The sequence below is a fragment of the Streptomyces sp. TM32 genome (genome assembly GCF_004122755.1).
Classification (GTDB): domain Bacteria; phylum Actinomycetota; class Actinomycetes; order Streptomycetales; family Streptomycetaceae; genus Streptomyces; species Streptomyces sioyaensis.
The window spans coordinates 17,545-42,650 of the sequence record NZ_SDIG01000039.1 but is presented as its reverse complement, the minus strand read 5'-3'; the positions used below and the strand labels follow the sequence as shown (position 1 = coordinate 42,650).

Genomic DNA, 25,106 nt, shown 5'->3' with positions numbered 1-25,106 from the left:
CCCATGCGCCCGCCCCACCCCCCTCCGCACTCCACAGGCGAAACGAGGAGCCGCTCGTGTTCCACCAGGACAGTGCAGCCACCGGATCACCCGTCGACGCACCACCCACCGCCCCGGCCGACGCCGCCGCCCGCAGCCTGCGGGAGCCCCAGAAAACCCTGGTCAACGGCAGGGTCCGGGAGGTCTACGTGCCCCCGCTGGTTCCGCCCGTCCGCAGTGGCTCGCTCGGGGACCTCCCCTTCACCAACGCCGCCGAGGCGCCCGCCGACGTCGTGCTCGCCCGCAAACAACCCAGCGGTACCTGGCGGGACATCACCGCCGCGGAGTTCGCCGTCGAGGTCCGCGCCGTCGCCAAGGGCCTGATCGCGCACGGGCTCCGCCCCGGCGACCGGCTCGCGATCATGGCTCGTACGACCTACGAGTGGACCCTCGTCGACTTCGCCGCCTGGGCGGCCGGCCTGGTCACCGTCCCCCTCTACCCCACGTCCTCCGCCCACCAGGCGCAGTGGATCCTGCACGACTCCAGCGCTCGCGCCTGCGTCGTGGAGAACGTCGAAGAGGCCCGGCTGATCAGCGGTCTGCGCGGCGAACTCCCCGTTCTGGACCACCTCTGGCAGTTCAACACCGGCGCCGTCGCCCAGCTCATCGCCGCGGGCCGGGACCTCCCGGACGAGGCGGTCGACCAATGCCGCGCCGCCACTGGTCCGCACGCCCTCGCCACCCTCATCTACACCTCCGGCACCACCGGCCGCCCCAAGGGCTGCGCCCTCACACACGCCAACTTCTTCGCCGAGGTCGACAACGCCGTCGAGCTGCTGCACCCGATCTTCAGGTCGGTCAGCGAGGAGCCCGCCGCCACCCTCCTCTTCCTCCCGCTCTCCCACGTCTTCGGCCGCATGGTCGCCGTCGGCTGCCTGCGCGCCCGTGTCCGCCTCGGCCACGCCCCCAGCATCCAGACCGACGACCTGCTCGCCGACCTGGCCGGCTTCCGTCCGACGTTCCTGCTGGCCATCCCGTACGTCCTGGAGAAGGTCTTCCACACCGGCCGGGCCACTGCGGAGAAGATGGGCAAGGGCTCCTCCTTCGACCGCGCGGCCCGCGTCGCGCGGCACTACGGCGAGGCGGTCGAGGCCAGGGAGCACGGGACGGGCCCCGGCCCCGGCGTCGCCCTCAAAGCCGCCCGCAAGCTGTACGATCCGCTCGTCTACCGCCGCATCCGCGCCGCCCTCGGAGGCAGGGTCCGGCACGTCCTCTGCGGCGGTTCCCCCCTCGGCCAGCGCCTCGCCGCGTTCTACACCGGCGCCGGCATCGAGATCTTCGAGGGCTACGGCCTGACGGAGACCACGGCCGCCACCACGGTCACGCCACCGCTGCGCCCCCGCATCGGCACGGTCGGCTGGCCCCTGCCCGGCACCGCGGTGCGGATCGCCGACGACGGCGAGATCCTGATCCACGGCGGACACGTCTTCTCCGGTTACTGGGACGCCGCCCTCGGCGCGGCCCGCCCCGCCACCGACCACGGCTGGTTCGCCACCGGCGACCTCGGGTCACTCGACCCGGACGGTTACCTCACGATCACCGGCCGCAAGAAGGAGATCCTCGTGACCACGGGCGGCAAGAACGTCGCCCCCGCGCCCCTGGAGGACCGCCTCCGCTCCCACCCCCTCGTCGGCCAGTGCATGGTCGTCGGCGACAACCGCCCCTACATCACCGCCCTGCTCACCCTGGACCCGGACGGCCTCGCCCACTGGTGCCAGATGCACAAGAAGCAGGACGTGCCGTCCGAGCGACTGCTCCGCGACAAGCACCTGCTCGCCGAGCTCCAGCGCGCAGTGGACGACGCCAACGCACTGGTCTCCCGGGCTGAATCCATTCGCCGCTTCGCCGTTCTCCCGGTGGATTTCACCCCGGAATCCGGGCATCTGACCCCGTCTCTGAAACTCCGCCGTGCCGCCGTCTCCCGTGATTTCGCCAAAGACATAGCCAGCCTTTACGAAAGCGGGTGACCCCGCTCTGGAGCCCTCGCCCCCGGCGCGTCAGACTGGAACCCCGTGTCACCTCTGTGGGGGAGGTGGCACGGGGTCTGACGTGCGAGGTCGCCGCGCTGCGCGGGCCCGGCAGCGGGGCGGGACCCGTCCACCGCGGCGGGACCGCTCACCGTGGGGGACCCGCTCACCGCGGCGGCAGCGCGACCGCCGTCTGCATATCGCAGGAGTTGCACCAGAACGCCCAGCCGTTGGCGTCGACGGACTGCGAGCCACAGGCCAGGCACGGGTCGCCGACGAAGCTCGCGGTCACCCAGGCCCCGGCCGTCGCGGCACGGCGCCCCTCCGCCGCGCACTCCTCGGCGTAGCACGGAATGCACAGCCCGCCCTGCTGGCCGGGCAGCTTCATCGAACGTATCCCGCAGGTCGAGCACGGCAGCCGGCCGACGTACTGCGCGTCCAGGCCGACCGGCTTACCGTTCCTCCCCAAGGGCGCCATGTCGCCTTCGCCTCCCTCAAGCCAGGACGGTGCCGGTGCCGCCGCAACCGGAGCACTGGGTCGTGACCTTGTCGCCGGCCGGTGTCTCCCAGTCCACGGTGCCTCTGCCCCCACAGTCGGGACAGGTCTTCTGCGGGGGCAAGTGCTCGCTCATTCTGCCCACGGTATGCCGCGCCATGTTCCGATGTGACCACTTTCCGTGATCACTTCGTCATCTGCCGCAACTTCTTTGTACCGGTGGGCACTTGCGCCAAAATGTGCGGCTGGGTCTGCCTGCTCGCCGGACGGGCCTCCGCGGGCTCAGCGTCCTCGTGGCCACCGTCGGAGCGTCGGATGTGACGACGGTGCTCCCGCTGGCCCCCGAGGAGCCGTGATCGTTGGTGGTGGTGAGGACGCGCGCCGCCGATTGCCGCATCCGTCATCGGGGCGGTCTGGATTCCCGCCTTCTCGCCACCTCGGCGGTTCCCTTGTTGCTCACGGTTTTCCGCCGAGCGACCGCGCTACTTGCCCCGTTCGGGTGCGGCGAGATCCCGATTCTTTGCGACTCTTTGCGACCGAACGAGGGAGATGACTGCTGCCGGGGCAGTGGCGAGCGGTGCGCGCATTGCCGGAGAAATTCCGCATTGCTTGCGCCCGATGGGTGTGTCATGCGCGGGACGAGAAAAATTCATGCGATGGCCATTCAAGCCGGTCGTCGGCAGGAAAAGGCAGGAGCCCCGCTCGCCACCGAAATGGCGGAGCAGGGCTCCTTGGGTACTGCTGGAAACGACCTGGAAAGATTCCGGGCCAGGCAACTTAGACCGGCGTGACGTTCTCCGCCTGCGGACCCTTCGGGCCCTGCGTGACGTCGAAGTTCACCTGCTGGTTCTCCTCCAGGGAGCGGAAACCAGAGGCGTTGATCGCCGAGTAGTGGACGAAGACATCCGGGCCGCCGCCGTCCTGGGCGATGAAGCCGAAGCCCTTTTCAGCGTTGAACCACTTGACGGTTCCGGTAGCCATAAGCCCTCCTTGGGCCAAAGGGTTGCCCTGCTCCAGAACCTGCAAAGAAGTCTGAAACTACAAGAGCCTGCGGGGTCACATGCTCCGCAGGCTCTGTACTGCAAGGGAAACCAAACTGCAACTTGCGCTGAGCTTAGCATGGTGCGCTCGCGAGGCGGAAGAGCCAAAGATCACGTTTAACCGACCGCACTAACGTCCATACGCCGACCCGCCGCGCTGCCCCTAGCGGGACAGGTCTAGCCTCCGCATGTGGACAATTCAACCTTCGGAGACGCACCCGCGGGAGCCGACGCCGGCCGCCGTCGCAGCCGGCCGCGAGTGGGCCACATCCAGTTCCTGAACTGCATGCCCCTTTACTGGGGCCTCGCCCGTACGGGCACCCTGCTCGATCTGGACCTCACCAAGGACACGCCGGAGAAGCTCAGCGAGCAGCTGGTCCGCGGGGAGCTCGACATCGCGCCGATCACCCTCGTGGAATTCCTGCGGGCCGCCGACGACCTCGTCGCCTTTCCCGACCTCGCCGTCGGCTGCGACGGCCCGGTGATGTCCTGCGTGATCGTTTCGCAGAAGCCGCTGGAGCAGCTGGACGGCGCCCGGGTCGCCCTCGGCTCGACCTCCCGGACGTCCGTACGGCTGGCCCAGCTGCTGCTGGCCGAAAAGATCGGGGTGCGGCCCGAGTACTACACCTGCCCGCCGGACCTCGGCGTGATGATGCAGGAGGCGGACGCGGCGGTGCTGATCGGTGACGCCGCGCTGCGCGCCAATCTGCACGACGGTCCACGGCTGGGCCTGGAGGTGCACGACCTGGGCCAGATGTGGAAGGAGTGGACGGGCCTGCCGTTCGTCTTCGCCGTCTGGGCGGCCCGGCGCGAGTACCTGGAGCGCGAGCCGGTCGTGGTGCAGAAGGTGCACGAGGCGTTTCTGGCCTCGCGTGATCTGTCGCTGGAGGAGGTCGGCAAGGTCGCCGAGCAGGCGGCCCGCTGGGAGACCTTCGACGAGCCGGTCCTGGAGCGCTACTTCACCACGCTCGACTTCCGTTTCGGGCCCGCCCAGCTGCGGGGCGTCACGGAATTCGCCCGGCGGGTCGGGCCGACGACCGGGTTCCCGGCCGATGTGAAAGTGGACCTGCTGGCGTCGCCGGCCGGGTAGCCGGGCGGGGCGGAGGGGCGGGCCGGGGCTCCGGGTGCCCGCCAGCGGCGAATAAGGCTCTGACCTGGGGCTCGTGCCAGGCGCCGGCTGACCGGCGGCGGGGCTGTCGGACCCCTGACGTACGCTGGTCCAGTTCGTGATGCCCGCCTGTGAAAGGGACGCCCCGGTGACCGAGAACGCCGACCTCCAGTCCGTGCTCGACCGCGCCGCGCAGGGCGGCAGGATCACGCCGCAGGAAGCGCTCGACCTGTACCGCTCCGCCCCTTTGCACGCGCTGGGCCAGGCCGCCGACGCCGTGCGCCGCCGCCGCTACGCGGGCACCGAGCACATCGCGACGTACATCATCGAGCGGAACATCAACTACACCAACGTGTGCGTGACGGCGTGCAAGTTCTGCGCCTTCTACGCCGCACCCAAGGACACCGCCAAGGGCTGGACCCGCGATCTCGACGACATCCTGCGCCGCTGCGCGGAGACCGTCGAACTGGGCGGCACCCAGATCATGTTCCAGGGCGGGCACCACCCGGACTACGGCGTCGAGTACTACGAGGAGCACTTCTCGGCGATCAAGAAGGCCTTCCCGGCGCTGGTCATCCACTCCCTCGGTGCCTCCGAGGTCGAGCACATGGCGCGGATCTCCAAGGTCTCCGTCGAGGAGGCGATCCAGCGCATCCACGCCGCCGGGCTCGACTCCTTCGCGGGCGCCGGCGCCGAGCTGCTGCCGGCCCGTCCCCGCAAGGCCATCGCGCCGCTGAAGGAGTCCGGCGAGCGCTGGCTGGAGATCATGGAGGCGGCCCACGGCCTCGGCGTGGAGTCGACCTCGACGATGCTGATGGGCACCGGCGAGACCAACGCCGAGCGGATCGAGCATCTGCGGATGATCCGCGATGTCCAGGACCGTACGGGCGGCTTCCGCGCCTTCATCCCGTACACCTACCAGCCGGAGAACAACCACCTGAAGGGCCAGACGCAGGCCACCCTCTTCGAGTACCTGCGCATGATCGCCATCGGCCGGCTCTTCCTCGACAACGTCGCGCACATCCAGGGCTCGTGGCTGACCACCGGCAAGGAGATCGGTCAGCTGTCGCTGCACTACGGCGCGGACGACCTCGGCTCGATCATGCTGGAGGAGAACGTGGTCTCCTCGGCCGGCGCCAAGCACCGCTCCAACCGCATGGAGATCATCGACCTGATCCGCAAGGCGGGCCGGGTCCCGGCCCAGCGCGCGACGACCTACGAGCACCTTCTCGTGCACGACGACCCGGCGAACGACCCGGTGGACGACAAGGTCGTCTCGCATCTGTCCTCGACGGCGATCGAGGGCGGCACCGCCCATCCGGAGCTGAAGCTCATCGAGGCCAACTGACCCCGCGATGCTGACACTTCACCGCGTGCGCGGTGTCCGGCTCGTCCCCGACGGCGAGCCGGCCGCCGGCCATGCGGTCGTCGTCGACGGCGGCCGGATCGCCGCCATCGGGCCGTACGAGGAGCTGCTCGCGGCCTACGGAGACCAGGCGCGGGTCCGGGAGTGGGACGGCGTGCTGACCCCCGGCCGTACCGAACCGGACGGCGCCGCGCTGCTGGAGGCCGTCTACCACCCCGACCCGCGCGAGGCCGGGGAGCTCGGCAGCGAGCCGATCGGGGGCGCGGCGCTCGCCGCCCTCGACATGACGGAGGCGCGCTGGGGCGCCAGCGCCCGCCGGGGCCTGCAGCGTCTGCTGGCCCTCGGTACGACGGCGCTGACCGGGCCGTTCACCCGGCCCGCGGTCCGTACGGCCGTCCAGCGGTCCGGGCTCGCGGAGGTGCCCGGCGGCCGCCCGCGGGCGCTGACCGTCGGCGGCGCGGCCGATTTCGCCGTCTTCGCCGAGGACGGCAGCGCGCTGGCCACGGTGCTGGCCGGCCGTCTCGTCCATCGCCGCCGCTGAAGCGGAGCGGCCCGTGCCGCTCGGCGGCCCCGGTTCCGGCGCCCGGCCGTGCCCGGTGCGGGCCCGGGACCGGGCACGGTGGACAATGACCGGGTGACCCGAGCATCCCTGGACAAGCAGCCGCACGAAGTCGCCGCGATGTTCGACGACGTGGCGGCACGGTACGACCTCACCAACGATGTCCTCTCCCTGGGGCAGGCGCGGCTGTGGCGCAAGGAGGTGGAGCGGGCGGTGGCCGCCCGCCCCGCCGAGCGGGTGCTCGACCTCGCGGCCGGAACGGGCACCTCCTCGCTGCCGTTCGCCGGGGCCGGTGCGTACGTCGTGCCCTGCGACTTCTCCGTCGGCATGCTGGGCGAGGGCAAGAAGCGCCGCCCGTGGCTGCCGTTCACGGCCGGTGACGGCACCCGGCTGCCGTTCGCGGACGGGGTGTTCGACGCGGTCACCATCTCCTTCGGGCTGCGCAACATCCAGGACACCGATGCCGCGCTGGCCGAGCTCCACCGGGTCACCAAGCCCGGCGGACGCCTGGTGATCTGCGAGTTCAGCGAACCGACCTGGGCGCCGTTCCGGACCGTCTACACCGAGTACCTGATGCGTGCGCTGCCGCCGGTCGCCCGTGCGGTCAGCAGCAACCCGGACGCCTACGTCTACCTCGCCGAGTCCATCCGCACCTGGCCGAACCAGCCCGAACTCGCCGCCCGGCTCCAGGGTGTGGGCTGGACCGAGGTGGCCTGGCGCAATCTGACCGGTGGCGTCGTGGCACTGCACCGGGGGCGCAAGCCGGCCGGGAGCTGACGGCAGCCGGCGGCGGGCGGTTCGCGGGCGCGGGAGGCACGGTGTCACGGCACAACCCTTCAGGTTCTGCTCACCACGGCCCCCATAGACTGCCCGTGCCCGGTGCCGGTCGGCACCCAGAAATCCAGATATCGACTTCCGGGAGACAGCACCGTGACCGAGTCCGCGTCCGTGACCGATTCCGTGACCACAGCCCGCTCGGAGCACAGTGCGGACGTGATCGTCGTCGGTGCCGGGCCCGCCGGCTCGGCGACCGCGTATCACCTCGCCAAGTCCGGTCTGGACGTGCTCCTGCTGGAGAAGACCGCGTTCCCGCGCGAGAAGGTCTGCGGTGACGGGCTGACCCCGCGCGCCACCAAGCAGCTGGTCGCGATGGGCATCGACATCTCCGAGGAAGCGGGCTGGCTGCGCAACAAGGGCCTGCGGATCATCGGCGGCGGCTCCCGGCTCCAGCTCGACTGGCCGGAGCTGGCCTCGTACCCGGACTACGGACTGGTCCGCAAGCGCGACGACTTCGACGAGCAGCTGGCCCGGCAGGCGCAGAAGGCCGGTGCGCGGCTGTACGAGCGCTGCAACGTCGGCGCGCCGATCGTCCACGAGCTGACCGGCCACATCACCGGCGTCCACGCCAAGCTGGGCGAGGAGAAGACCCCGGTCACCTTCCACGCCCCGCTGGTCGTCGCCGCCGACGGCAACTCCACCCGGCTCTCGCTGGCCATGGGGCTGCACCGGCGCGAGGACCGCCCCATGGGCGTGGCCGTGCGGACGTACTTCACCTCGCCCCGGCACGACGACGACTACCTGGAGTCCTGGCTGGAGCTGTGGGACCGCCGCGGCGCCCAGGACCGGCTGCTGCCCGGCTACGGCTGGATCTTCGGCATGGGCGACGGGACGAGCAATGTCGGCCTCGGCATCCTCAACTCCAGCTCCGCCTTCCGGGAGCTGGACTGGCGCGAGATCCTCAAGGCCTGGTGCGCGTCCATGCCCGAGGACTGGGGCTACACGCCGGAGAACATGACCGGCCCGATCCGCGGCGCCGCGCTCCCCATGGCCTTCAACCGGCAGCCGCACTACACCAAGGGCCTGCTGCTGGTCGGTGACGCGGGCGGTCTGGTCAACCCGTTCAACGGCGAGGGCATCGCCTACGCCATGGAGTCCGGCGCGATCGCGGCCGAGGTCATCGTGCAGGCGCACGCCCGCGCCACGTACGCGCAGCGTGAGCTGGCCCTGCAGCGCTACCCGAAGATCCTCAAGGACACCTACGGCGGCTACTACTCCCTCGGCCGCGCGTTCGTGAAGCTCATCGGCAACCCCAAGGTCATGAAGGTCGCCACCCAGCGCGGTCTGACCCACCCGCTGCTGATGCGCTTCACGCTCAAGATGCTCGCCAACCTCACCGACCCCACGGGCGGTGACGCGATGGACCGCATCATCAACGGTCTGAGCAAGGTCGCGCCGAAGGCGTGACCTACCGGCCGTCACCGGCTCAGGCACGGTGACGGCCCGCTGAGCGTCGACGGCGGCGGTCCGGGAAATTTCCGGGCCGCCGCCGTCACATTCTCCGGCCGGGATCCGTCAGTGCGACAACGACGGAATCTCCGGAGGAGAGCAGTGATGAACGCACGGATGAAGAACCCCGCAGTGGTCCTCCCCGAGGCCATGCAGCCCCTGCTCGACGTGGTCAAGGCGACGCGTCAGGGCGGGGTGCCGGAGGCGACGCTGGAGCTGGTGCACCTGCGGGCCAGCCAGATCAACGGCTGCAGCTTCTGCGTCGACGGGGGCGTCAAGAGCGCCCGGAAGAGCGGGGTGAGTGACGAGCGGCTGTTCGCGGTGGCGGCCTGGCGGGAGGCGCCGTACTTCTCGGACGCCGAGCGCGCGGCCCTGGCGCTCACCGAGGCGGCCACCCGGCTCGCCGACAGCGCCGACCCGGTGCCGGACGCCGTCTGGGACGACGCCGCCGACCACTTCGACGAGCGGCAGCTGGCGGCGATCATCCTGACGATCGGGGTCACCAACCTCTTCAACCGGCTCAACGCGACCACCAAGCAGCCGGCGGGCGCGGGCTGGTGACCCGCCGGCCGGCCGCGGCCGTACGTGCCCCGGCCGGCCACGGCGCCACCTGCGGGTGAGCGCCGGTGGCGCCGTGCCGGACCGGTCCGGTCGGCCGACGGGACGTGGGCCGGGGCCGGCCGGTCAGCCGACGGGGACGTGGGCCGGGGCCGGGAGGCGGCGTGCCGGGTCCGGGGCCGGCCGGTGGCGGGACGGGTCGGCCACCCGGTGGGCCGGGGCGGTCAGCCGCTCGGCGCCGGCCGGGACCGGCACCGCCGCGAAGATTGCGTTCTGCTGGTTCTGGAGCTCGCGCACCCGCGCGGGCGGGGTGCCCGGCAGCCGCTGCTCCTCGTACAGCTTGTGCGTCTGCAGCTGGGCCGCCTTGCTCTCGGGCGTGTGGAACTGCACCTCGAAGAGCTGGCCGGAGCGGGGCGCGCGCCAGGCGGAGTTGATCGCCTTGTAGCCGTTGGCCCGGTTCCAGGTGTTGGCCCAGCGGGTGGAGTCATTGCCCCAGGCGGACAGCAGGTCGGCCGCGGTGTGCACGCCCTGGCTGTATTTCCCGGCCGGCCACTGGAGGGTGTAGCGGACCGCGTCATTGATCATGCCGAGCGAGGTGCCGACCGACTGCCCCGGCGACTCGTGCATCCAGGTGGCGACCTTGCGCTTGAGCGAGTTCGGCGACTTCAGCCGCTGGTCGAAGCCGATCAGATCGGCATGGCTGATCCGGGCGATCGCGCGGATCTGGGGGCTGATGGAGCGCTCGGCCCGCCGGGCGCGGGCCACGAAGGCGTCCACCTTCCGGTTGTCGGCGGCCTTCAGCCGCAGTCCGTCCTGGTGCCAGCCGCCGTCCGGGTCGGTGCCCGGGGCCCGTACGGCGTGCGGGGCGGCCGCGGTCGCGGTCGTGGTGGGGACGGCGCCCAGGCCGAGGGCGGTGGCCAGTGCGGCGGCCGTCGCGGCCCGGGTGACGGTCCGGCGGGCGGTGCGGGGGATGTTCATCGGAGCGCGCGTGTCCTCTCTCTACGGATGCCGCACGACGTCCTTGAGGGGACATCTGCGGCATATGGCGAGAGGTGCAACGTTCCGCACCGTTCATCGGTCGCTCCTACGGGCGGACTTCGACCCGTACGTGGCGCGATCGTGGCGCCAGGCGGCGCGAATGGACCGCCGGACGGCATGGCGGACCCGTAGGGCGCCGTGCGCGCGCACGCCGCCGACGAGCCCGGTGGACGGCATGCCGAAGGACCGTCCCTCCCGAGCGGCGAAAGAGACGGCCCTTGTGTGGCACCGGGTGCGCGGCGGTCCTAGAGGACGCGCACCGCGCCGGTCGGCTGGTCGTAGCTGAGCGGGCGCTCGACGATGCCGGTGCTCGGGTTCTGGGCACCGATGAACTTGCCGTCACCGATGTAGACACCGACGTGGTAGGCGCTGCCCGCGCTGCCCCAGTACAGGAGGTCGCCGACCTGGAGGTTGTCCAGGCCGACCTGGGTGCCGGCGGTGGACTGGTCCTGCGACACCCGCGGCAGGTCGATGCCGACCTGCTTGAACGCGGCCTGGGTCAGGCCGGAGCAGTCGTACGCCGAGGAGCCGGTGGCGCCGAGCACGTACGCCTTGCCGAGCTGGGCCTTCAGGAAGGAGACGAGGGTGGCGGAGGTGCCGGTGGCGCCGGACGGTGCGGACAGGGTCGTGCGCTCGGAGGAGCGCGACGCCCGGGCCTGCGCGGCCTCCTTGGCCTTGCGGGCCTCCTCGGCCTTCTTCTTGGCCTCGGCCTTGGCCTTCTTCACGGCCTCGGCCTTGTGCTTCTCCGCGGACTTGGCGGCCTTGGAGAGGGCGCTGTCCTGGAGGGCCTGACGCTCGTAGTTGAACGCGACCTGCTGAGCGGTGTCGGCGCTCCGCGCGGCGCTGGTGGCCAGCGCCGTCGTGATCGTCGGCATCTCCTGGGTTTCGGAGACGGGCTTTTCCGCGGCGTTGGCCGGCACGGTGGCGCCGGTCACCGCGAGGGTGAGGAAGCCACCGGTCACTCCCGCACGCAGCGCCCGCGAGGACGCGGAAGGACGGCGGGGCTTCCGGTGGCTGGGTATGAGTGCGTTCGGGGACATGGCAATAACGGCTATCAGGAGCCGCTGGTTGCTGCCAACAAAGGTGCAGTGCGCCACACTTGTCGTGTACGCGGCGAACAAAGCGGACTTTTTGCCCGCCCGGCGAGCCCGCGACGGGATGCCCGAATTTCGCGATCATGTTCTTACGCATGGCATTTGCTGCTCGATGCGGGTCCGGCGGGCGCCTACCACTTAGGGCTCCGCCACGCCAAGGCTTCCCGGACGTCAAGAACTTAGTGCGTGAAATAGCGTGGGATAGGTCACTCTTGAGTGTCCGTTATGTTCCCGTGATCTGACATCGAGCGCCGCTCGTGAACCGAAGCACGTACCGATGATCACGACGGGGTCACGAGTGGATCACGGCTACGGGCCGACCTCCACTAGCAGTTGGCCGCGTCCAGCGCCAATTTGCCCATAGCGCCTCTCACTTGATAGTGGCAACACCGCACTGACCAGCGGTAACCCAGGTGAATGTCACCTCTCGTGATCAGTCGCGCGCTTCGCGTATGAAGATCACCGCTCATCCGACTTCATGATCCTTCGCTGGGTGGTGGAGATCACAAAGCCGTAGGTCATCCCCGTGTCGCAGATCACAGACCGACGGGCATAAGATGCAGGCGGCTCGGGCTTGTGAACTGCCTCACATGTGCACGATCACCACGGGGCGATCAGCGGGCCCGAGCGGACCGCCATCCAGTCATCGTCGACTGAAGGGAGCGAGGACGGTGAACGCTTACGCGCCCATCCTCGTACTGGGAGCCCTCGGGGCAGGCTTTGCGATCTTCTCCGTCGTGATGGCCACCCTCGTCGGGCCCAGGCGTTACAACCGGGCCAAGCTCGAGGCGTACGAGTGCGGGATCGAGCCGACGCCACATCCGTCCGGTGGTGGCCGCTTCCCGATCAAGTACTACCTGACGGCGATGCTCTTCATCGTCTTCGACATCGAGATCGTCTTCCTCTATCCCTGGGCCGTCACCTTCGACGCCCTGGGGCTTTTCGGGCTCGTCGAGATGCTCCTCTTCGCGCTCACCGTCTTCGTCGCCTACGCCTATGTCTGGCGTCGTGGCGGCCTGGAATGGGACTAGGGGGCACACATGGGACTGGAAGAGAAGCTGCCCAGCGGCTTTTTGCTGACCACCGTCGAACAGGCCGCGGGCTGGGTGCGCAAATCCTCGGTCTTCCCCGCGACCTTCGGGCTGGCCTGCTGCGCCATCGAGATGATGACGACCGGCGCCGGGCGCTATGACCTGGCCCGCTTCGGCATGGAGGTCTTCCGCGGCTCGCCGCGGCAGGCGGATCTGATGATCGTGGCCGGCCGGGTGAGCCAGAAGATGGCGCCGGTGCTGCGGCAGGTCTACGACCAGATGCCGGACCCGAAGTGGGTGATCTCCATGGGGGTTTGCGCCTCGTCGGGCGGCATGTTCAACAACTACGCGATCGTGCAGGGCGTCGACCACATCGTGCCCGTCGACATCTATCTGCCGGGCTGCCCGCCGCGTCCCGAGATGCTGATGGACGCCATTCTCAAGCTGCACCAGAAGATCCAGCACACCAAGCTCGGGGTCAATCGGGAGCAGGCCGCCCGTGAGGCGGAGGAAGCGGCACTCAAGGCGCTCCCGCTGATCGAGATGAAGGGGCTGCTGCGGTGAGTGAGCAGAAGAACCCCGAGGGTTCCGGCGAGCCGGCCGGCCAGAACGGCCAGGAGGAAGCCGTGCCCGCGCAGCGCGAGGACACCGGCGAGGTGATCGGCACCCGCCGCGGGATGTTCGGCGCCGACAACGGCGGCGACACCAGCGGCTACGGCGGCCTCGTCCGGACCGTCCGGCTGCCCGGCGCGAGCAGCCGGCCGTACGGCGGGCCGGACGCCTCGGAAGGTTACGGGGAATTCGACGAGATCGCCGACGAGCTGGAGGGCGCCCTCGACGAAGCGGGCCTGGTGCCCGAGAACGTCATCGAGAAGACCGTCGTCGACCGCGCGGAGCTGACCTTCCACGTCGAGCGCGGCGCGCTGCCGGCGGTCGCCAGGATCCTGCGCGACGACCCGGCGCTCCGCTTCGAGCTGTGTACGGGCGTGAGCGGAGTCCACTTCCCCGGCGACACGGGCCGCGAGCTGCACGCCGTCTACCACCTGCGCTCGATCACCCACAACCGGCTCGTCCGGCTGGAGGTCTCGGCCCCGGACGCGGACCCGCACCTGCCCTCGCTCGTCGACGTCTATCCGACCAACGACTGGCACGAGCGCGAGACCTACGACTTCTTCGGAATCGTCTTCGACGGCCATCCGGCGCTGACCCGGATCATGATGCCGGACGACTGGCAGGGCTTCCCGCAGCGCAAGGACTACCCGCTCGGAGGGATTCCCGTCGAGTACAAGGGCGCCCAGATTCCGGCTCCCGACCAGCGGAGGTCGTACAGCTGATGACTACTGCACCGCACTCGCACTCCTCGAACGGCCACCGCACGGCGAGCGACTTCGACACCCAGCAGTCCCTCGCCCGGGAGACCACCGAGGGGACCGTCTACAACGTCTCCGGTGGGGACTGGGACGAGATCGCGGCCGCCGCCGTGAAGTCCGACGACGAGCGGATCATCGTCAACATGGGGCCGCAGCACCCCTCCACCCACGGCGTGCTCCGGCTGATCCTGGAGATCGACGGCGAGACCGTCACCGAGGCCCGCTGCGGCATCGGCTACCTGCACACCGGTATCGAGAAGAACCTCGAATTCCGGACCTGGACGCAGGGCACCACCTTCGTCACGAGGATGGATTACCTCACCCCCTTCTTCAACGAGACGGCCTACTGCCTGGCCGTGGAGAAGCTGCTCGGCATCACCGGGGACATCCCCGACCGGGCCTCGGTGATCCGCGTGCTGCTGATGGAGCTCAACCGGCTCTCCTCCCACCTGGTGTGCATCGCCACCGGCGGGATGGAGCTGGGCGCCACCACGATCATGATCTACGGCTTCCGCGACCGTGAGCTCATCCTCGACATCTACGAGCTGATCACCGGCCTGCGGATGAACCACGCCTACATCCGCCCCGGCGGCCTCGCCCAGGACCTGCCCCCCGGGGCGGTCGACCAGGTGCGCGAGTTCGTCAAGAAGATGCGGAAGAACCTCGTCGAATACGACAAGCTCGCCACCGGCAACCCCGTCTTCAAGGGCCGGATGGAGGGCATCGGCTATCTCGACCTGGCCGGCTGCATGGCCACCGGCGCCACCGGCCCCATCGTCCGGGCCGCCGGACTCCCGCACGATCTGCGCAAGTCGCAGCCGTACTGCGGCTACGAGGACTACGACTTCGAGGTGCCGACCGCCGACACCTGCGACGCGTACGGCCGGTTCCTGATCCGGCTGGAGGAGATGCGCCAGTCGCTGCGGATCGTCGAGCAGTGCCTGGACCGGCTGGCGCCCGGCCCGGTGATGGTCGCGGACAAGAAGGTCGCCTGGCCCGCCCAGCTGGCCCTCGGCCCGGACGGTCTCGGCAACTCCCTCGACCACATCAAGAAGATCATGGGCACCTCGATGGAGGCCCTGATCCACCACTTCAAGCTGGTCACCGAGGGCTTCCGGGTCCCGCCGGGACAGACCTACGCGGCCGTCGAGTCACCCAAGGGCGAGCTGGGCGTGCATGCGGTCAGCGACGGCGGCACCCGCCCCTACCGGGTGCACTTCCGCGACCCGTCCTTCACCAATCTTCAGGCCATGGCGGCGATGTGCGAGGGCGGCCAGGTCGCCGACGTCATCGTCGCCGTCGCGTCCATCGACCCCGTGATGGGAGGCGTCGACCGGTGAACGCCACTGACCACGACGTGCAGCTGGGAATGCCCGCGCTCCCCGCCCCCGACTACCCGGCGGACGTCCGGGCCCGGCTCGAAGCGGACGCCAAGGAGGTGATCGCCCGCTACCCCGGCGCGCGTTCGGCGCTGCTGCCGCTGCTCCACCTCGTCCAGGCCGAGGAAGGGCACGTCACCCGGACCGGCATCCGCTTCTGCGCCGAGCTGCTCGACCTGACCACCGCCGAGGTCACCGCCGTCTCGACCTTCTACTCCATGTACCGCCGCAAGGCGAGCGGTGACTACCAGGTCGGGGTCTGCACCAACACCCTGTGCGCGGTGATGGGCGGCGACGCCATCTTCGAGGACCTCAAGGAGTACCTCGGCGTCGGCAACGGCGAGACCACCGAGGACGGAGCGGTCACCCTCGAACACATCGAGTGCAACGCGGCCTGCGACTTCGCCCCGGTCGTGATGGTCAACTGGGAGTTCTTCGACAACCAGACCCCGCAGTCCGCCCGGCAGCTGGTCGACGACCTGCGGGCCGGCCGGACCGTCGAGCCCACCCGCGGCGCACCGCTGTGCACCTTCCGGCAGACGGCCCGGATGCTCGCAGGGTTCCCCGACGAGCGCCCCGGCGCCGTCCAGGCCACCGGCGGCGCCGGGCCCGCCTCCCTGATCGGGCTGCGGCTGGCCAAGGGGGAGGTCGCCGCCGGACGCGTCGACCACGTCGTCGCGCCCCGTACCGCGCAGGCCCCCGCCGACGAACCGCCTTCCGGCCACCCCGACGCCCAGGCGCCCCCGGGCCACCCCAGTTCGCACGACGCACCGCACGAGACCTCGGCCTCCGACGACGACCACCCGGCCGGGCCCGCAGCAGAGGAGGGGGAGTGATGACAGTGGCAGCCGAGCACGGGGGCGCCTCCCGGCCCGGGGCCGGCGGCGAGGCCAGCCCCGAGAAGCTCCTCGCACCGGTCCTGTCCGCCTTCTGGGACCAGCCCGAATCCTGGACGCTGCAGACCTACCGCCGGCACGAGGGCTACGAGGGCCTGCGCAAGGCGCTCGCGATGCCCCCGGACGACGTGATCGCCTACGTCAAGGACTCCGGGCTGCGCGGCCGCGGCGGCGCCGGCTTCCCCACCGGGATGAAGTGGCAGTTCATCCCGCAGGGCGACGGCAAACCGCACTATCTCGTGGTCAACGCCGACGAGTCGGAGCCCGGGACCTGCAAGGACATCCCGCTCCTCTTCGCCAACCCGCACTCCCTCATCGAGGGCATCGTGATCGCCTGCCATGCGATCCGGTCGCGCCACGCCTTCATCTATCTGCGCGGGGAGGTCGTCCCCGTCCTGCGCCGGCTGCACGAAGCCGTGCGCGAGGCCTATGCAGCGGGCTTCCTCGGGAAGAACATCCTCGGCTCGGGACTCGACCTGGATGTGATCGTGCACGCGGGCGCCGGCGCGTACATCTGTGGTGAGGAGACCGCGCTGCTGGACTCCCTGGAGGGCCGTCGCGGACAGCCCCGGCTGCGTCCCCCCTTCCCGGCGGTGGCGGGCCTGTACGCCTGCCCCACCGTGGTGAACAACGTCGAGTCCATCGCGTCGGTCCCCGCCATCCTGCACAAGGGCAAGGACTGGTTCAGGTCGATGGGCAGCGAGAAATCCCCGGGCTTCACGCTCTACTCGCTCAGCGGCCATGTCGCCCGCCCCGGCCAGTACGAAGCCCCGCTGGGCATCACGCTGCGCCAGCTGCTGGACATGAGCGGCGGGATGCGCCGCGGCCACCGCCTGAAGTTCTGGACCCCGGGCGGTTCCTCGACACCGATGTTCACCGACGAGCACCTCGACGTCCCCCTGGACTACGAGGGCGTCGGCGCGGCCGGCTCGATGCTCGGCACCAAGGCGCTCCAGTGCTTCGACGAGACCACCTGCGTCGTACGGGCGGTCACCCGCTGGACCGAGTTCTACGCACACGAGTCCTGCGGCAAGTGCACGCCCTGCCGCGAAGGCACCTACTGGCTGGTGCAGTTGCTGCGCGACATCGAGGCAGGCAAGGGGCAGCCGGCCGACCTCGACAAGATCGACGACATCGCCGACAACATCAACGGCAAGTCCTTCTGCGCGCTCGGCGACGGCGCCGCCTCGCCGATCTTCTCCTCGCTGAAGTACTTCCGCGAGGAGTACGAGCAGCACCTCACCGGCAAGGGCTGCCCGTTCGACCCCGCCAAGTCGACCCTCTGGGGCGACAACGACGCTCACCTGGGGGTGAATGCATGACCGTCACCACACCGGGGTCCCACAGCGGCTCCGCCACGGGCCCGTCGGGCGGCGGCGAGACGGCGATCCCGCCGGAGGACCTCGTCACCCTGACGATCGACGGCATCGAGATCTCCGTCCCCAAGGGGACGCTGGTCATCCGCGCCGCCGAACTCCTCGGCATCGAGATCCCGCGCTTCTGCGACCACCCGCTGCTGGACCCGGCGGGCGCCTGCCGGCAGTGCATCGTCGAGGTCGAGGGCCAGCGCAAGCCGATGGCCTCGTGCACCATCACCTGCACCGACGGCATGGTCGTCAAGTCGCAGCTGACCTCCCCGGTGGCCGAGAAGGCCCAGCGCGGCGTGATGGAGCTGCTGCTGATCAACCACCCGCTGGACTGCCCGGTCTGCGACAAGGGCGGGGAGTGCCCGCTGCAGAACCAGGCGATGCAGGTCGGCGACCCGGAGTCGCGCTTCGAGGGCAAGAAGCGCACCTTCGAGAAGCCGGTGCCGATCTCGACGCAGGTGCTGCTGGACCGCGAGCGGTGCGTGCTGTGCGCGCGCTGCACCCGCTTCAGCAACCAGATCGCCGGCGACCCGATGATCGAGCTGCTCGAACGCGGCGCCCTCCAGCAGGTCGGTACGGGGGAGGGCGACCCCTTCGAGTCGTACTTCTCCGGCAACACCATCCAGATCTGCCCGGTCGGCGCGCTCACCTCCGCCGCGTACCGCTTCCGCTCCCGCCCCTTCGACCTGGTCTCCTCGCCGTCGGTGTGCGAGCACTGCGCGGGTGGCTGTGCGACGCGTACGGACCACCGGCGCGGCAAGGTCATGCGGCGGCTGGCGGCGAACGACCCCGAGGTCAACGAGGAGTGGATCTGCGACAAGGGGCGGTTCGCGTTCCGCTACGCCCAGCAGCGCGACCGGCTGGAGCACCCCCTGGTGCGCAACCAGGAGTCCGGTGAACTGGAGCCGGCGAGCTGGCCGGCGGCACTTGCGGCGGCGGCCCGCGGGCTGTCGGCGGCCAAGGGGCGGGCCGGCGTGCTGACCGGCGGCCGGCTGACCGTCGAGGACGCCTACGCCTACGCCAAGTTCGCCCGGATCGCGCTGCAGACCCACGACATCGACTTCCGGGCCCGGGTGCACAGCGCCGAGGAGGCGGACTTCCTGGCGGCCCGGGTGGCCGGCCGCGGCCGGGACCTGGACGGCCGAGGCGTCACCTACACCGCGCTGGAGAACGCGCCGGCCGTCCTGCTGGCCGGTATCGAGGCGGAGGAGGAGGCCCCCGGCGTCTTCCTGCGGCTGCGCAAGGCGCACCGCACGAGCGGACAGCGCACGTTCGGGCTGGCAAGTTACGCCTCGCGCGGCCTGATCAAGGCCGGCGGCACGCTGCTGCCGGCCGCGCCCGGCACCGAGACCGAGTGGCTGGACGCGCTCGCCGGCGGCGTCGGCCTGGAGGGCGAGGGGCAGGCGGCGGCCGAGGCGCTGCGCGCGGACGGCGCGGTGCTCGTCGTCGGTGAGCGGCTGGCGGCGGTGCCCGGCGCACTGACCGCCGCGGTCCGCGCCGCCACCGCCACCGGCGCCCAGTTGGTGTGGATCCCGCGCCGGGCCGGTGAACGGGGCGCCGTCGAGGCCGGTGCGCTGCCCGGTCTGCTGCCCGGCGGCCGGCCGGCCACCGACCCGCGGGCCCGTGACGAGGTCGCCGCCGCCTGGGGCGTGGCCGCGCTGCCGCACCGGCACGGCCGGGACACCGGCCAGATCATCGAGGCCGCGGCGACCGGCGAGCTCGGTGCGCTGCTGGTCGGGGGCGTCGAGGTCGCGGACCTGCCGGACCCGGCCCGGGCGCTGACCGCCCTGGACGAGGTCGGCTTCCTGGTCAGCCTGGAGCTGCGGCCCTCGCAGGTCACCGAGCGGGCGGATGTGGTCCTTCCGGTGGCGGCCGTCGTGGAGAAGGCCGGCACGTTCCTCAACTGGGAGGGCCGGGCTCGGCTGTTCGAGGCGGCGCTCAAGCCGGACCAGATGATTCGCCGGCAGCTGTCGCCCGACTCCCGGGTGCTGCACATGCTCGCCGATGCCCTCGACGTCCATCTGGGCCTGCCGGACGTCCGTGCCGTACGGCGCGAACTGGACCGGCTCGGCGGCTGGGACGGTCCGTACGCCGGTGAACCCAGGGAGGCCGGGCGGGCGCTGCCCCGGCCCGACAGCGGCGAGGCCGTCCTCGCCGGCCACCGGCTCCTGCTGGACCAGGGGCTGCTCCAGGAAGGCGACGAGGCGCTGGCCGGTACCCGGCACGCCGCGCTCGCCCGGCTGTCGCAGACCACCGCGCAGGAGACCGGGGTCAAGGACGGCGACCTGCTCGCGGTGACCGGACCGGCGGGCTCGGTGCACCTGCCGCTCAAGGTCACGCCGATGCCCGACCGGGTGGTGTGGCTGCCGCTGAACTCCGTGGGCGGTGGCGTCGCCGCCGACACCGGGGCGCACCCCGGTGACCTGGTGAAGATCTCCGCCGTCCCGGGTACGCCGGAGCCGGCCAAGGAGGTGGAGGCATGACGCAGCTCGATCAACTGGCCGCGGCCGGCAGCACGCTGGCCCGCGAGGACCTGTCGATGTTCGGCCACGACCCGTGGTGGCTCGTGGTCATCAAGGCGGTCTTCTGCTTCGCGTTCCTGATGCTGACGGTGCTGTTCTCGATCGTCTGGGAACGCAAGGTCGTCGCCTGGATGCAGCTGCGCATCGGCCCCAACCGACACGGGCCCTGGGGCATGCTCCAGTCCCTCGCCGACGGCATCAAGCTGATGCTGAAGGAGGACCTGGTCGTCAAGCGGGCCGACAAGGTGGTCTATCTCCTCGCGCCCGTGGTGGCGGCCATCCCGGCCTTCATGGCGATCGCGGTGATCCCCTTCGGGCCCGCGGGCAACGAGGTCTCGATCTTCGGGGTCCGCACCCCGATGCAGCTGACCGACCTGCCGATCGGCATCCTCTACATCCTGGCCACGGCCTCGATCGGCATCTACGGCATCGTGCTGGCCGGCTGGTCGTCCGGTTCGACCTATCCGCTGCTGGGCGGGCTGCGCTCGTGTGCGCAGATGATCTCGTACGAGATCGCGATGGGGATGTCGTTCGCGGCGGTGTTCCTCTACTCCGGGTCGATGTCGACGTCGACCATCGTGGAGTCGCAGCAGAACCGGTGGTTCGTCCTGCTGCTGCCGGTGTCCTTCATCATCTACATCGTCGCGATGGTGGGCGAGACCAACCGCGCGCCGTTCGACATGCCGGAGTCCGAGGGCGACCTCGTCGGCGGCTTCAACACCGAGTACTCGTCGATCAAGTTCGCGATGTTCATGCTCGCCGAGTACGTCAACATGGTCACCGTCTCGGCGGTCGCGATCACCCTCTTCCTGGGCGGCTGGCGGGCACCCTGGCCCATTTCCACCCTCTGGGAAGGCGCCAACCACGGCTGGTGGCCGCTGCTCTGGTTCACCCTCAAGGTGCAGTTGCTGCTGTTCTTCTTCATCTGGCTGCGCGGCACCCTTCCCCGGGTGCGCTACGACCAGTTCATGAAGCTGGGCTGGAAGGTCCTCATCCCGGTCTCGCTGGTCTGGCTGATGCTGGTCGCGACCGTCCGGGCGCTGAAGAACGAGGGCTACAACTTCTCCCAGATCGTGCTGTACGTCGCCGGCGGCGCCGTCCTGCTGCTGCTGATCTCCCTGCTCGTGGACTTCTTCCGGCGCGGCGAGGCGGCGGAGGAGACCGACGGCGACGGTGCCTTCGACCCGATGGCCGGCGGCTTCCCGGTGCCGCCGCTGCCCGGACAGAGCCTGCCGCCGGTGCCCCGCCGACGACCGCGCGGAGGCGACAGAGAGTTGATTGTCAGTGGCCGGGTGGACACTGTCAGTGACGATAACGCCCATGAGGGAAAGGGGGACGACGGTGCCTGAGTTCCAGAACCCCGTGGCCGGCTTCGGCGTGACCTTCAAGGCCATGTTCAAGAAGCGGCTGACCGAGCAGTACCCGGAGGAGAAGAAGCCGACGGCGCCGCGCTTCCACGGCCGCCACCAGCTCAACCGCCATCCGGACGGGCTGGAGAAGTGCATCGGCTGCGAGCTGTGCGCCTGGGCCTGCCCGGCGGACGCGATCTACGTCGAGGGCGCGGACAACACCGACGAGGAACGCTACTCCCCGGGCGAGCGCTACGGCCGCGTCTACCAGATCAACTATCTGCGCTGCATCCTGTGCGGCCTGTGCGTGGAGGCCTGTCCGACCCGCGCACTGACCATGACCAACGAGTACGAACTCGCCGACCGGTCCCGCGAATCGCTCATCTACACCAAGGAGGAGCTGCTCGCGGGCCTGGAGGACAGGATGGTCGACACCCCGCATGCGATCTACCCCGGCATGACGGAGAAGGACTACTACAAGGGCCTGGTGACCGAATCCGCACCGGGGACCGTCCGTCAGGTCGCGGTCTCCAAGGGCGAGAAGCCGGACTCCGAGGGCAAGGGGGCGACGGCATGACCGGTCTGGCCGCCGCGGCCTCCATGACCTCCACCGGCGAGGCCGTGCAGTTCTGGCTCCTGGGCATCGTCGCCGTCGGCGGCGCGCTGGGCACGATCCTGATGAAGCGGGCCGTGCACAGCGCGCTCTCGCTCGCCGGGACCATGATCGTCCTGGCGGTCTTCTACCTCGCCAACGGCGCGTACTTCCTCGGTGTCGTCCAGATCGTCGTCTACACGGGCGCGATCATGATGCTGTTCCTCTTCGTCGTCATGCTCGTCGGCGTCACGGCCGCGGACTCCCTCAAGGAGACGCTCAAGGGCCAGCGGTGGCTCGCCGCCGGGGCGGGCATCGGCTTCGGCATCCTCTTGATCGCCGGCATCGGCAACGCCTCGCTGCGGGAGTTCAACGGCCTGGGCGAGGCCAACGCCGGCGGCAATGTGCAGGGCCTGGCCGCGCTCATCTTCACCAAGTACGTCTACGCCTTCGAAATCACCGGCGCCCTGCTGATCACGGCGGCCGTCGGCGCGATGGTGCTCACCCACCGGGAGCGTACGGAGCGCGCCCGGACCCAGCGTGAGCAGTCCGAGGCGCGGGTCCGCGAGGGCAAGCAGGTGCCGCCGCTGCCGGCCCCGGGGGTCTACGCCCGGCACAACGCCGTCGACATCCCGGGCCTGCTGCCCGACGGCACCACGTCCGAGCTGAGCGTCAGCCCGACGCTGCGCGAGCGGGGCCAGGTCCGCGATGTCTCCGGTGAGTCGCTCGCCGAGCTCAAGGCGCTGGAGCGGCGCTCCGAGGACTGGCTGGGCCGGAGCGCCGAGGACGAGCCCGGGCCCCCGTCGTCCGGTGGCCCGGCATCGAAGGAGCACAAGGAGGGGGCCAAGAAATGAATCCGGTCAACTACCTCTATCTCGCCGCCCTGTTGTTCACCATCGGCGCGGCCGGGGTGCTGATCAGGCGGAACGCCATCGTGGTGTTCATGTGCATCGAGCTGATGCTCAACGCCTGCAATCTCGCCTTCGTCACCTTCTCGCGGATGCACGGGAATCTGGACGGCCAGATCATCGCCTTCTTCACCATGGTCGTCGCGGCGGCCGAGGTCGTGGTCGGCCTGGCCATCATCGTGTCGATCTTCCGCACCCGTCATACGGCCTCGGTCGACGACGCCAGCCTGATGAAGCTGTAAGGGGTCGCACAAAGTGGAGAACTTGATCGCGCTGCTTGTCGCGGCACCGCTTGTCGGTGCGGCCCTGCTGTTGTGTGGCGGAAAACGGCTCGACCGCACCGGCCACCTGATCGGCACGCTGTTCTCGGTGGCGTCGTTCGCCCTCGGGGCGGCGCTCTTCGCCGACATGCTCGGCAAGGGAGCCGATGACCGTACCCTGCATCAGCATCTGTTCACCTGGATCCCGGTCGGCGGCTTCCGGGCCGACGTCGCCTTCCAGCTCGACCAGCTGTCGATGACCTTCGTCCTGCTGATCACGGGTGTCGGATCGCTGATCCACATCTACTCGATCGGCTATATGGCGCACGACGAGCGGCGCCGCCGTTTCTTCGGCTATCTCAATCTCTTCCTCGCGGCGATGCTGCTGCTCGTCCTCGCCGACAACTACCTCCTGCTGTACGCCGGCTGGGAGGGCGTCGGCCTCGCCTCGTACCTCCTCATCGGCTTCTGGCAGCACAAGCCGAGCGCGGCCACCGCCGCCAAGAAGGCGTTCCTGGTCAACCGCGTCGGCGACATGGGCCTGTCCATCGCGATCATGCTGATGTTCACGACGTTCGGGACCTTCGCCTTCGCCCCGGTGTTCGCGGCCACCGACCGCACCGGCCAGGGCACGCTGACCGCCCTCGGGCTGTTGCTGCTGCTGGCCGCCTGCGGCAAGTCGGCCCAGGTGCCGCTGCAGTCCTGGCTCGGTGACGCGATGGAGGGCCCGACCCCGGTCTCGGCACTGATCCACGCCGCCACCATGGTCACCGCCGGCGTGTATCTGATCACCCGCTCCGGGGCGATCTTCAATGCCGCGCCGACCGCCCAGCTGGCGGTCGTCGTGGTGGGCGCGGTCACCCTGCTCTTCGGTGCGATCGTCGGTTGCGCCAAGGACGACATCAAGAAGGCGCTGGCCGGCTCGACGATGTCGCAGATCGGGTACATGATCCTGGCCGCCGGTCTCGGCCCGATCGGCTACGCCTTCGCGATCATGCATCTGGTCACCCACGGCTTCTTCAAGGCGGGCCTCTTCCTCGGCGCCGGCTCCGTGATGCACGGCATGAACGACGAGGTGGACATGCGCCGCTACGGCGGCCTGCGGAAGTACATGCCGGTCACCTTCGTCACCTTCGGCCTCGGCTATCTGGCGATCATCGGCTTCCCCGGGCTGTCCGGCTTCTTCTCCAAGGACAAGATCATCGAGGCGGCGTTCGCCCGGGGCGGCACCGAGGGCTGGATCCTCGGCGGCGCGGCCCTCCTCGGCGCCGCGATCACCGCCTTCTACATGACGCGGGTGATGCTGATGACGTTCTTCGGCGAGAAGCGCTGGGACCCCGCCGAGGTACATCCGCACGAGTCGCCCAAGGTCATGACGATCCCGATGATCGTGCTCGCCATCGGATCGGTCTTCGCCGGCGGGCTGTTCAGCATCAACGAGGTCTTCGTGAAGTGGCTGGAGCCGGTCACCTCATTCGCGCACGGCCATTCCCCGGTCAGCGCCACCACGGTCACCGCCGCCACGATGGTGGTGCTGGTCATCGGGGTCGGCATCGCCTGGGGGATGTACGGCCGCAGGCCCGTCCCGGCGCTCGCCCCGCGCGGCTCGCTGCTGACCCGGGCCGCCCGCCGCGATCTGCTGCAGGACGACTTCAACCACGTCGTCTTCGTCCGCGGTGGTGAGCAGGTCACCGGCACGCTCGTCCAGCTCGACCGCTCCCTGGTGGACGGTGCGGTCAACGGCACGGCGGCCTCGATGGGCGGACTCTCCGGCCTGCTGCGCCAGTTGCAGACCGGCTTCGTCCGTTCCTACGCGGTCCAGATGCTGGGCGGCGCCGCCGTTCTCGTCGCCGCGACCCTGCTGATGAGGGGTGTCTGAGC

At 70.1% G+C, this 25,106-nt stretch carries 24 protein-coding genes; 19 read left to right on the top strand and 5 right to left on the bottom strand.

The window, feature by feature from the left end; translation table 11 throughout:
* The first annotated feature begins 158 nt into the window (after positions 1–158).
* A complete protein-coding gene (locus EST92_RS12420) occupies positions 159–2,006 on the top strand; it encodes an AMP-dependent synthetase/ligase (protein ID WP_254068783.1) in 1,848 nt (615 codons plus the stop codon).
* 166 nt (positions 2,007–2,172) lie between these two features.
* Here the strand turns inward: EST92_RS12420 and EST92_RS12415 are convergent, their stop codons facing one another.
* From EST92_RS12415 to EST92_RS12410, 3 genes are all read right to left on the bottom strand, one after another.
* On the bottom strand, positions 2,173–2,484 hold the full coding sequence (locus EST92_RS12415; protein ID WP_129280992.1) for a hypothetical protein: 312 nt from the start codon (positions 2,482–2,484) through the stop codon (positions 2,173–2,175).
* A gap of 16 nt (positions 2,485–2,500) precedes the next feature.
* Entirely contained in the window at positions 2,501–2,638 is a 138-nt protein-coding gene (locus tag EST92_RS31600) for a hypothetical protein (protein WP_154073971.1), read from the bottom strand.
* Positions 2,639–3,279: 641 nt separating this feature from the next.
* Positions 3,280–3,483, bottom strand: coding sequence for a cold-shock protein (locus tag EST92_RS12410; RefSeq protein ID WP_003984261.1), 204 nt, complete (start codon positions 3,481–3,483; stop codon positions 3,280–3,282).
* A 249-nt stretch (positions 3,484–3,732) separates the two neighbouring features.
* Here EST92_RS12410 and EST92_RS12405 point away from each other — a divergent pair, with 249 nt between their 5' ends.
* From EST92_RS12405 to EST92_RS12380, 6 genes are all read left to right on the top strand, one after another.
* On the top strand, positions 3,733–4,632 hold the full coding sequence (locus tag EST92_RS12405) for a menaquinone biosynthesis protein (protein WP_129280991.1): 900 nt from the start codon (positions 3,733–3,735) through the stop codon (positions 4,630–4,632).
* 166 nt (positions 4,633–4,798) lie between these two features.
* Positions 4,799–5,998: a cyclic dehypoxanthinyl futalosine synthase gene (gene mqnC, locus EST92_RS12400; protein WP_129280990.1), complete on the top strand. Its 1,200-nt coding sequence runs from the start codon at positions 4,799–4,801 to the stop codon at positions 5,996–5,998.
* Between the two features lie 7 nt (positions 5,999–6,005).
* Positions 6,006–6,557 carry a hypothetical protein gene (locus EST92_RS12395; protein WP_129280989.1) on the top strand — a complete coding sequence of 184 codons (552 nt, stop codon included), beginning with the start codon at positions 6,006–6,008 and terminating at the stop codon, positions 6,555–6,557.
* 93 nt (positions 6,558–6,650) lie between these two features.
* Positions 6,651–7,352 carry a demethylmenaquinone methyltransferase gene (locus tag EST92_RS12390; protein ID WP_129249613.1) on the top strand — a complete coding sequence of 234 codons (702 nt, stop codon included), beginning with the start codon at positions 6,651–6,653 and terminating at the stop codon, positions 7,350–7,352.
* Positions 7,353–7,454: 102 nt separating this feature from the next.
* Entirely contained in the window at positions 7,455–8,819 is a 1,365-nt protein-coding gene (locus EST92_RS12385; RefSeq protein ID WP_107452763.1) for a geranylgeranyl reductase family protein, read from the top strand.
* 147 nt (positions 8,820–8,966) lie between these two features.
* Positions 8,967–9,422: a carboxymuconolactone decarboxylase family protein gene (locus EST92_RS12380; protein WP_129280988.1), complete on the top strand. Its 456-nt coding sequence runs from the start codon at positions 8,967–8,969 to the stop codon at positions 9,420–9,422.
* Positions 9,423–9,545: 123 nt separating this feature from the next.
* Here EST92_RS12380 and EST92_RS12375 read toward each other — a convergent pair whose 3' ends face one another.
* Positions 9,546–10,397: an ATP nucleotide 3'-pyrophosphokinase gene (locus tag EST92_RS12375; RefSeq protein WP_129280987.1), complete on the bottom strand. Its 852-nt coding sequence runs from the start codon at positions 10,395–10,397 to the stop codon at positions 9,546–9,548.
* A gap of 305 nt (positions 10,398–10,702) precedes the next feature.
* A complete protein-coding gene (locus tag EST92_RS12370; RefSeq protein WP_129249616.1) occupies positions 10,703–11,497 on the bottom strand; it encodes a C40 family peptidase in 795 nt (264 codons plus the stop codon).
* Between the two features lie 725 nt (positions 11,498–12,222).
* Here EST92_RS12370 and EST92_RS12365 point away from each other — a divergent pair.
* From EST92_RS12365 to nuoL, 12 genes are read left to right on the top strand one after another with little or no spacing between them, the layout of a single operon-like run.
* The gene (locus EST92_RS12365; RefSeq protein ID WP_006604811.1) at positions 12,223–12,582 is read left to right on the top strand and encodes an NADH-quinone oxidoreductase subunit A; all 360 of its coding nucleotides are present in this window, start codon (positions 12,223–12,225) and stop codon (positions 12,580–12,582) included.
* Between the two features lie 9 nt (positions 12,583–12,591).
* Positions 12,592–13,146: an NADH-quinone oxidoreductase subunit B gene (locus EST92_RS12360; RefSeq protein WP_129249617.1), complete on the top strand. Its 555-nt coding sequence runs from the start codon at positions 12,592–12,594 to the stop codon at positions 13,144–13,146.
* On the top strand, positions 13,143–13,916 hold the full coding sequence (locus EST92_RS12355; RefSeq protein ID WP_129280986.1) for an NADH-quinone oxidoreductase subunit C: 774 nt from the start codon (positions 13,143–13,145) through the stop codon (positions 13,914–13,916). Before EST92_RS12360 ends, EST92_RS12355 begins: the two co-directional genes overlap by 4 nt.
* Entirely contained in the window at positions 13,916–15,292 is a 1,377-nt protein-coding gene (locus tag EST92_RS12350; RefSeq protein ID WP_129280985.1) for an NADH-quinone oxidoreductase subunit D, read from the top strand. Before EST92_RS12355 ends, EST92_RS12350 begins: the two co-directional genes overlap by 1 nt.
* A gap of 29 nt (positions 15,293–15,321) precedes the next feature.
* Positions 15,322–16,167, top strand: coding sequence for an NADH-quinone oxidoreductase subunit NuoE (gene nuoE, locus EST92_RS12345; protein WP_129280994.1), 846 nt, complete (start codon positions 15,322–15,324; stop codon positions 16,165–16,167).
* Entirely contained in the window at positions 16,167–17,549 is a 1,383-nt protein-coding gene (nuoF, locus tag EST92_RS12340) for an NADH-quinone oxidoreductase subunit NuoF (protein ID WP_129280984.1), read from the top strand. Before nuoE ends, nuoF begins: the two co-directional genes overlap by 1 nt.
* Positions 17,546–20,077, top strand: a complete 2,532-nt coding sequence (locus EST92_RS12335) for an NADH-quinone oxidoreductase subunit G (RefSeq protein ID WP_129280983.1) — start codon at positions 17,546–17,548, stop codon at positions 20,075–20,077. The genes nuoF and EST92_RS12335 overlap by 4 nt, the downstream gene beginning before the upstream one ends.
* On the top strand, positions 20,074–21,465 hold the full coding sequence (nuoH, locus tag EST92_RS12330) for an NADH-quinone oxidoreductase subunit NuoH (protein ID WP_129280982.1): 1,392 nt from the start codon (positions 20,074–20,076) through the stop codon (positions 21,463–21,465). Before EST92_RS12335 ends, nuoH begins: the two co-directional genes overlap by 4 nt.
* Positions 21,458–22,042, top strand: coding sequence for an NADH-quinone oxidoreductase subunit NuoI (gene nuoI / locus EST92_RS12325; RefSeq protein ID WP_174243993.1), 585 nt, complete (start codon positions 21,458–21,460; stop codon positions 22,040–22,042). Before nuoH ends, nuoI begins: the two co-directional genes overlap by 8 nt.
* Positions 22,039–22,911 (top strand): NADH-quinone oxidoreductase subunit J, encoded by an 873-nt coding sequence (locus EST92_RS12320; protein WP_129249624.1) that lies wholly within the window; start codon positions 22,039–22,041, stop codon positions 22,909–22,911. The genes nuoI and EST92_RS12320 overlap by 4 nt, the downstream gene beginning before the upstream one ends.
* On the top strand, positions 22,908–23,207 hold the full coding sequence (gene nuoK, locus EST92_RS12315; protein ID WP_006604821.1) for an NADH-quinone oxidoreductase subunit NuoK: 300 nt from the start codon (positions 22,908–22,910) through the stop codon (positions 23,205–23,207). Before EST92_RS12320 ends, nuoK begins: the two co-directional genes overlap by 4 nt.
* Before the next feature lie 13 nt (positions 23,208–23,220).
* A complete protein-coding gene (gene nuoL, locus EST92_RS12310) occupies positions 23,221–25,104 on the top strand; it encodes an NADH-quinone oxidoreductase subunit L (protein WP_129280980.1) in 1,884 nt (627 codons plus the stop codon).
* The last annotated feature ends 2 nt before the right edge of the window (positions 25,105–25,106 follow it).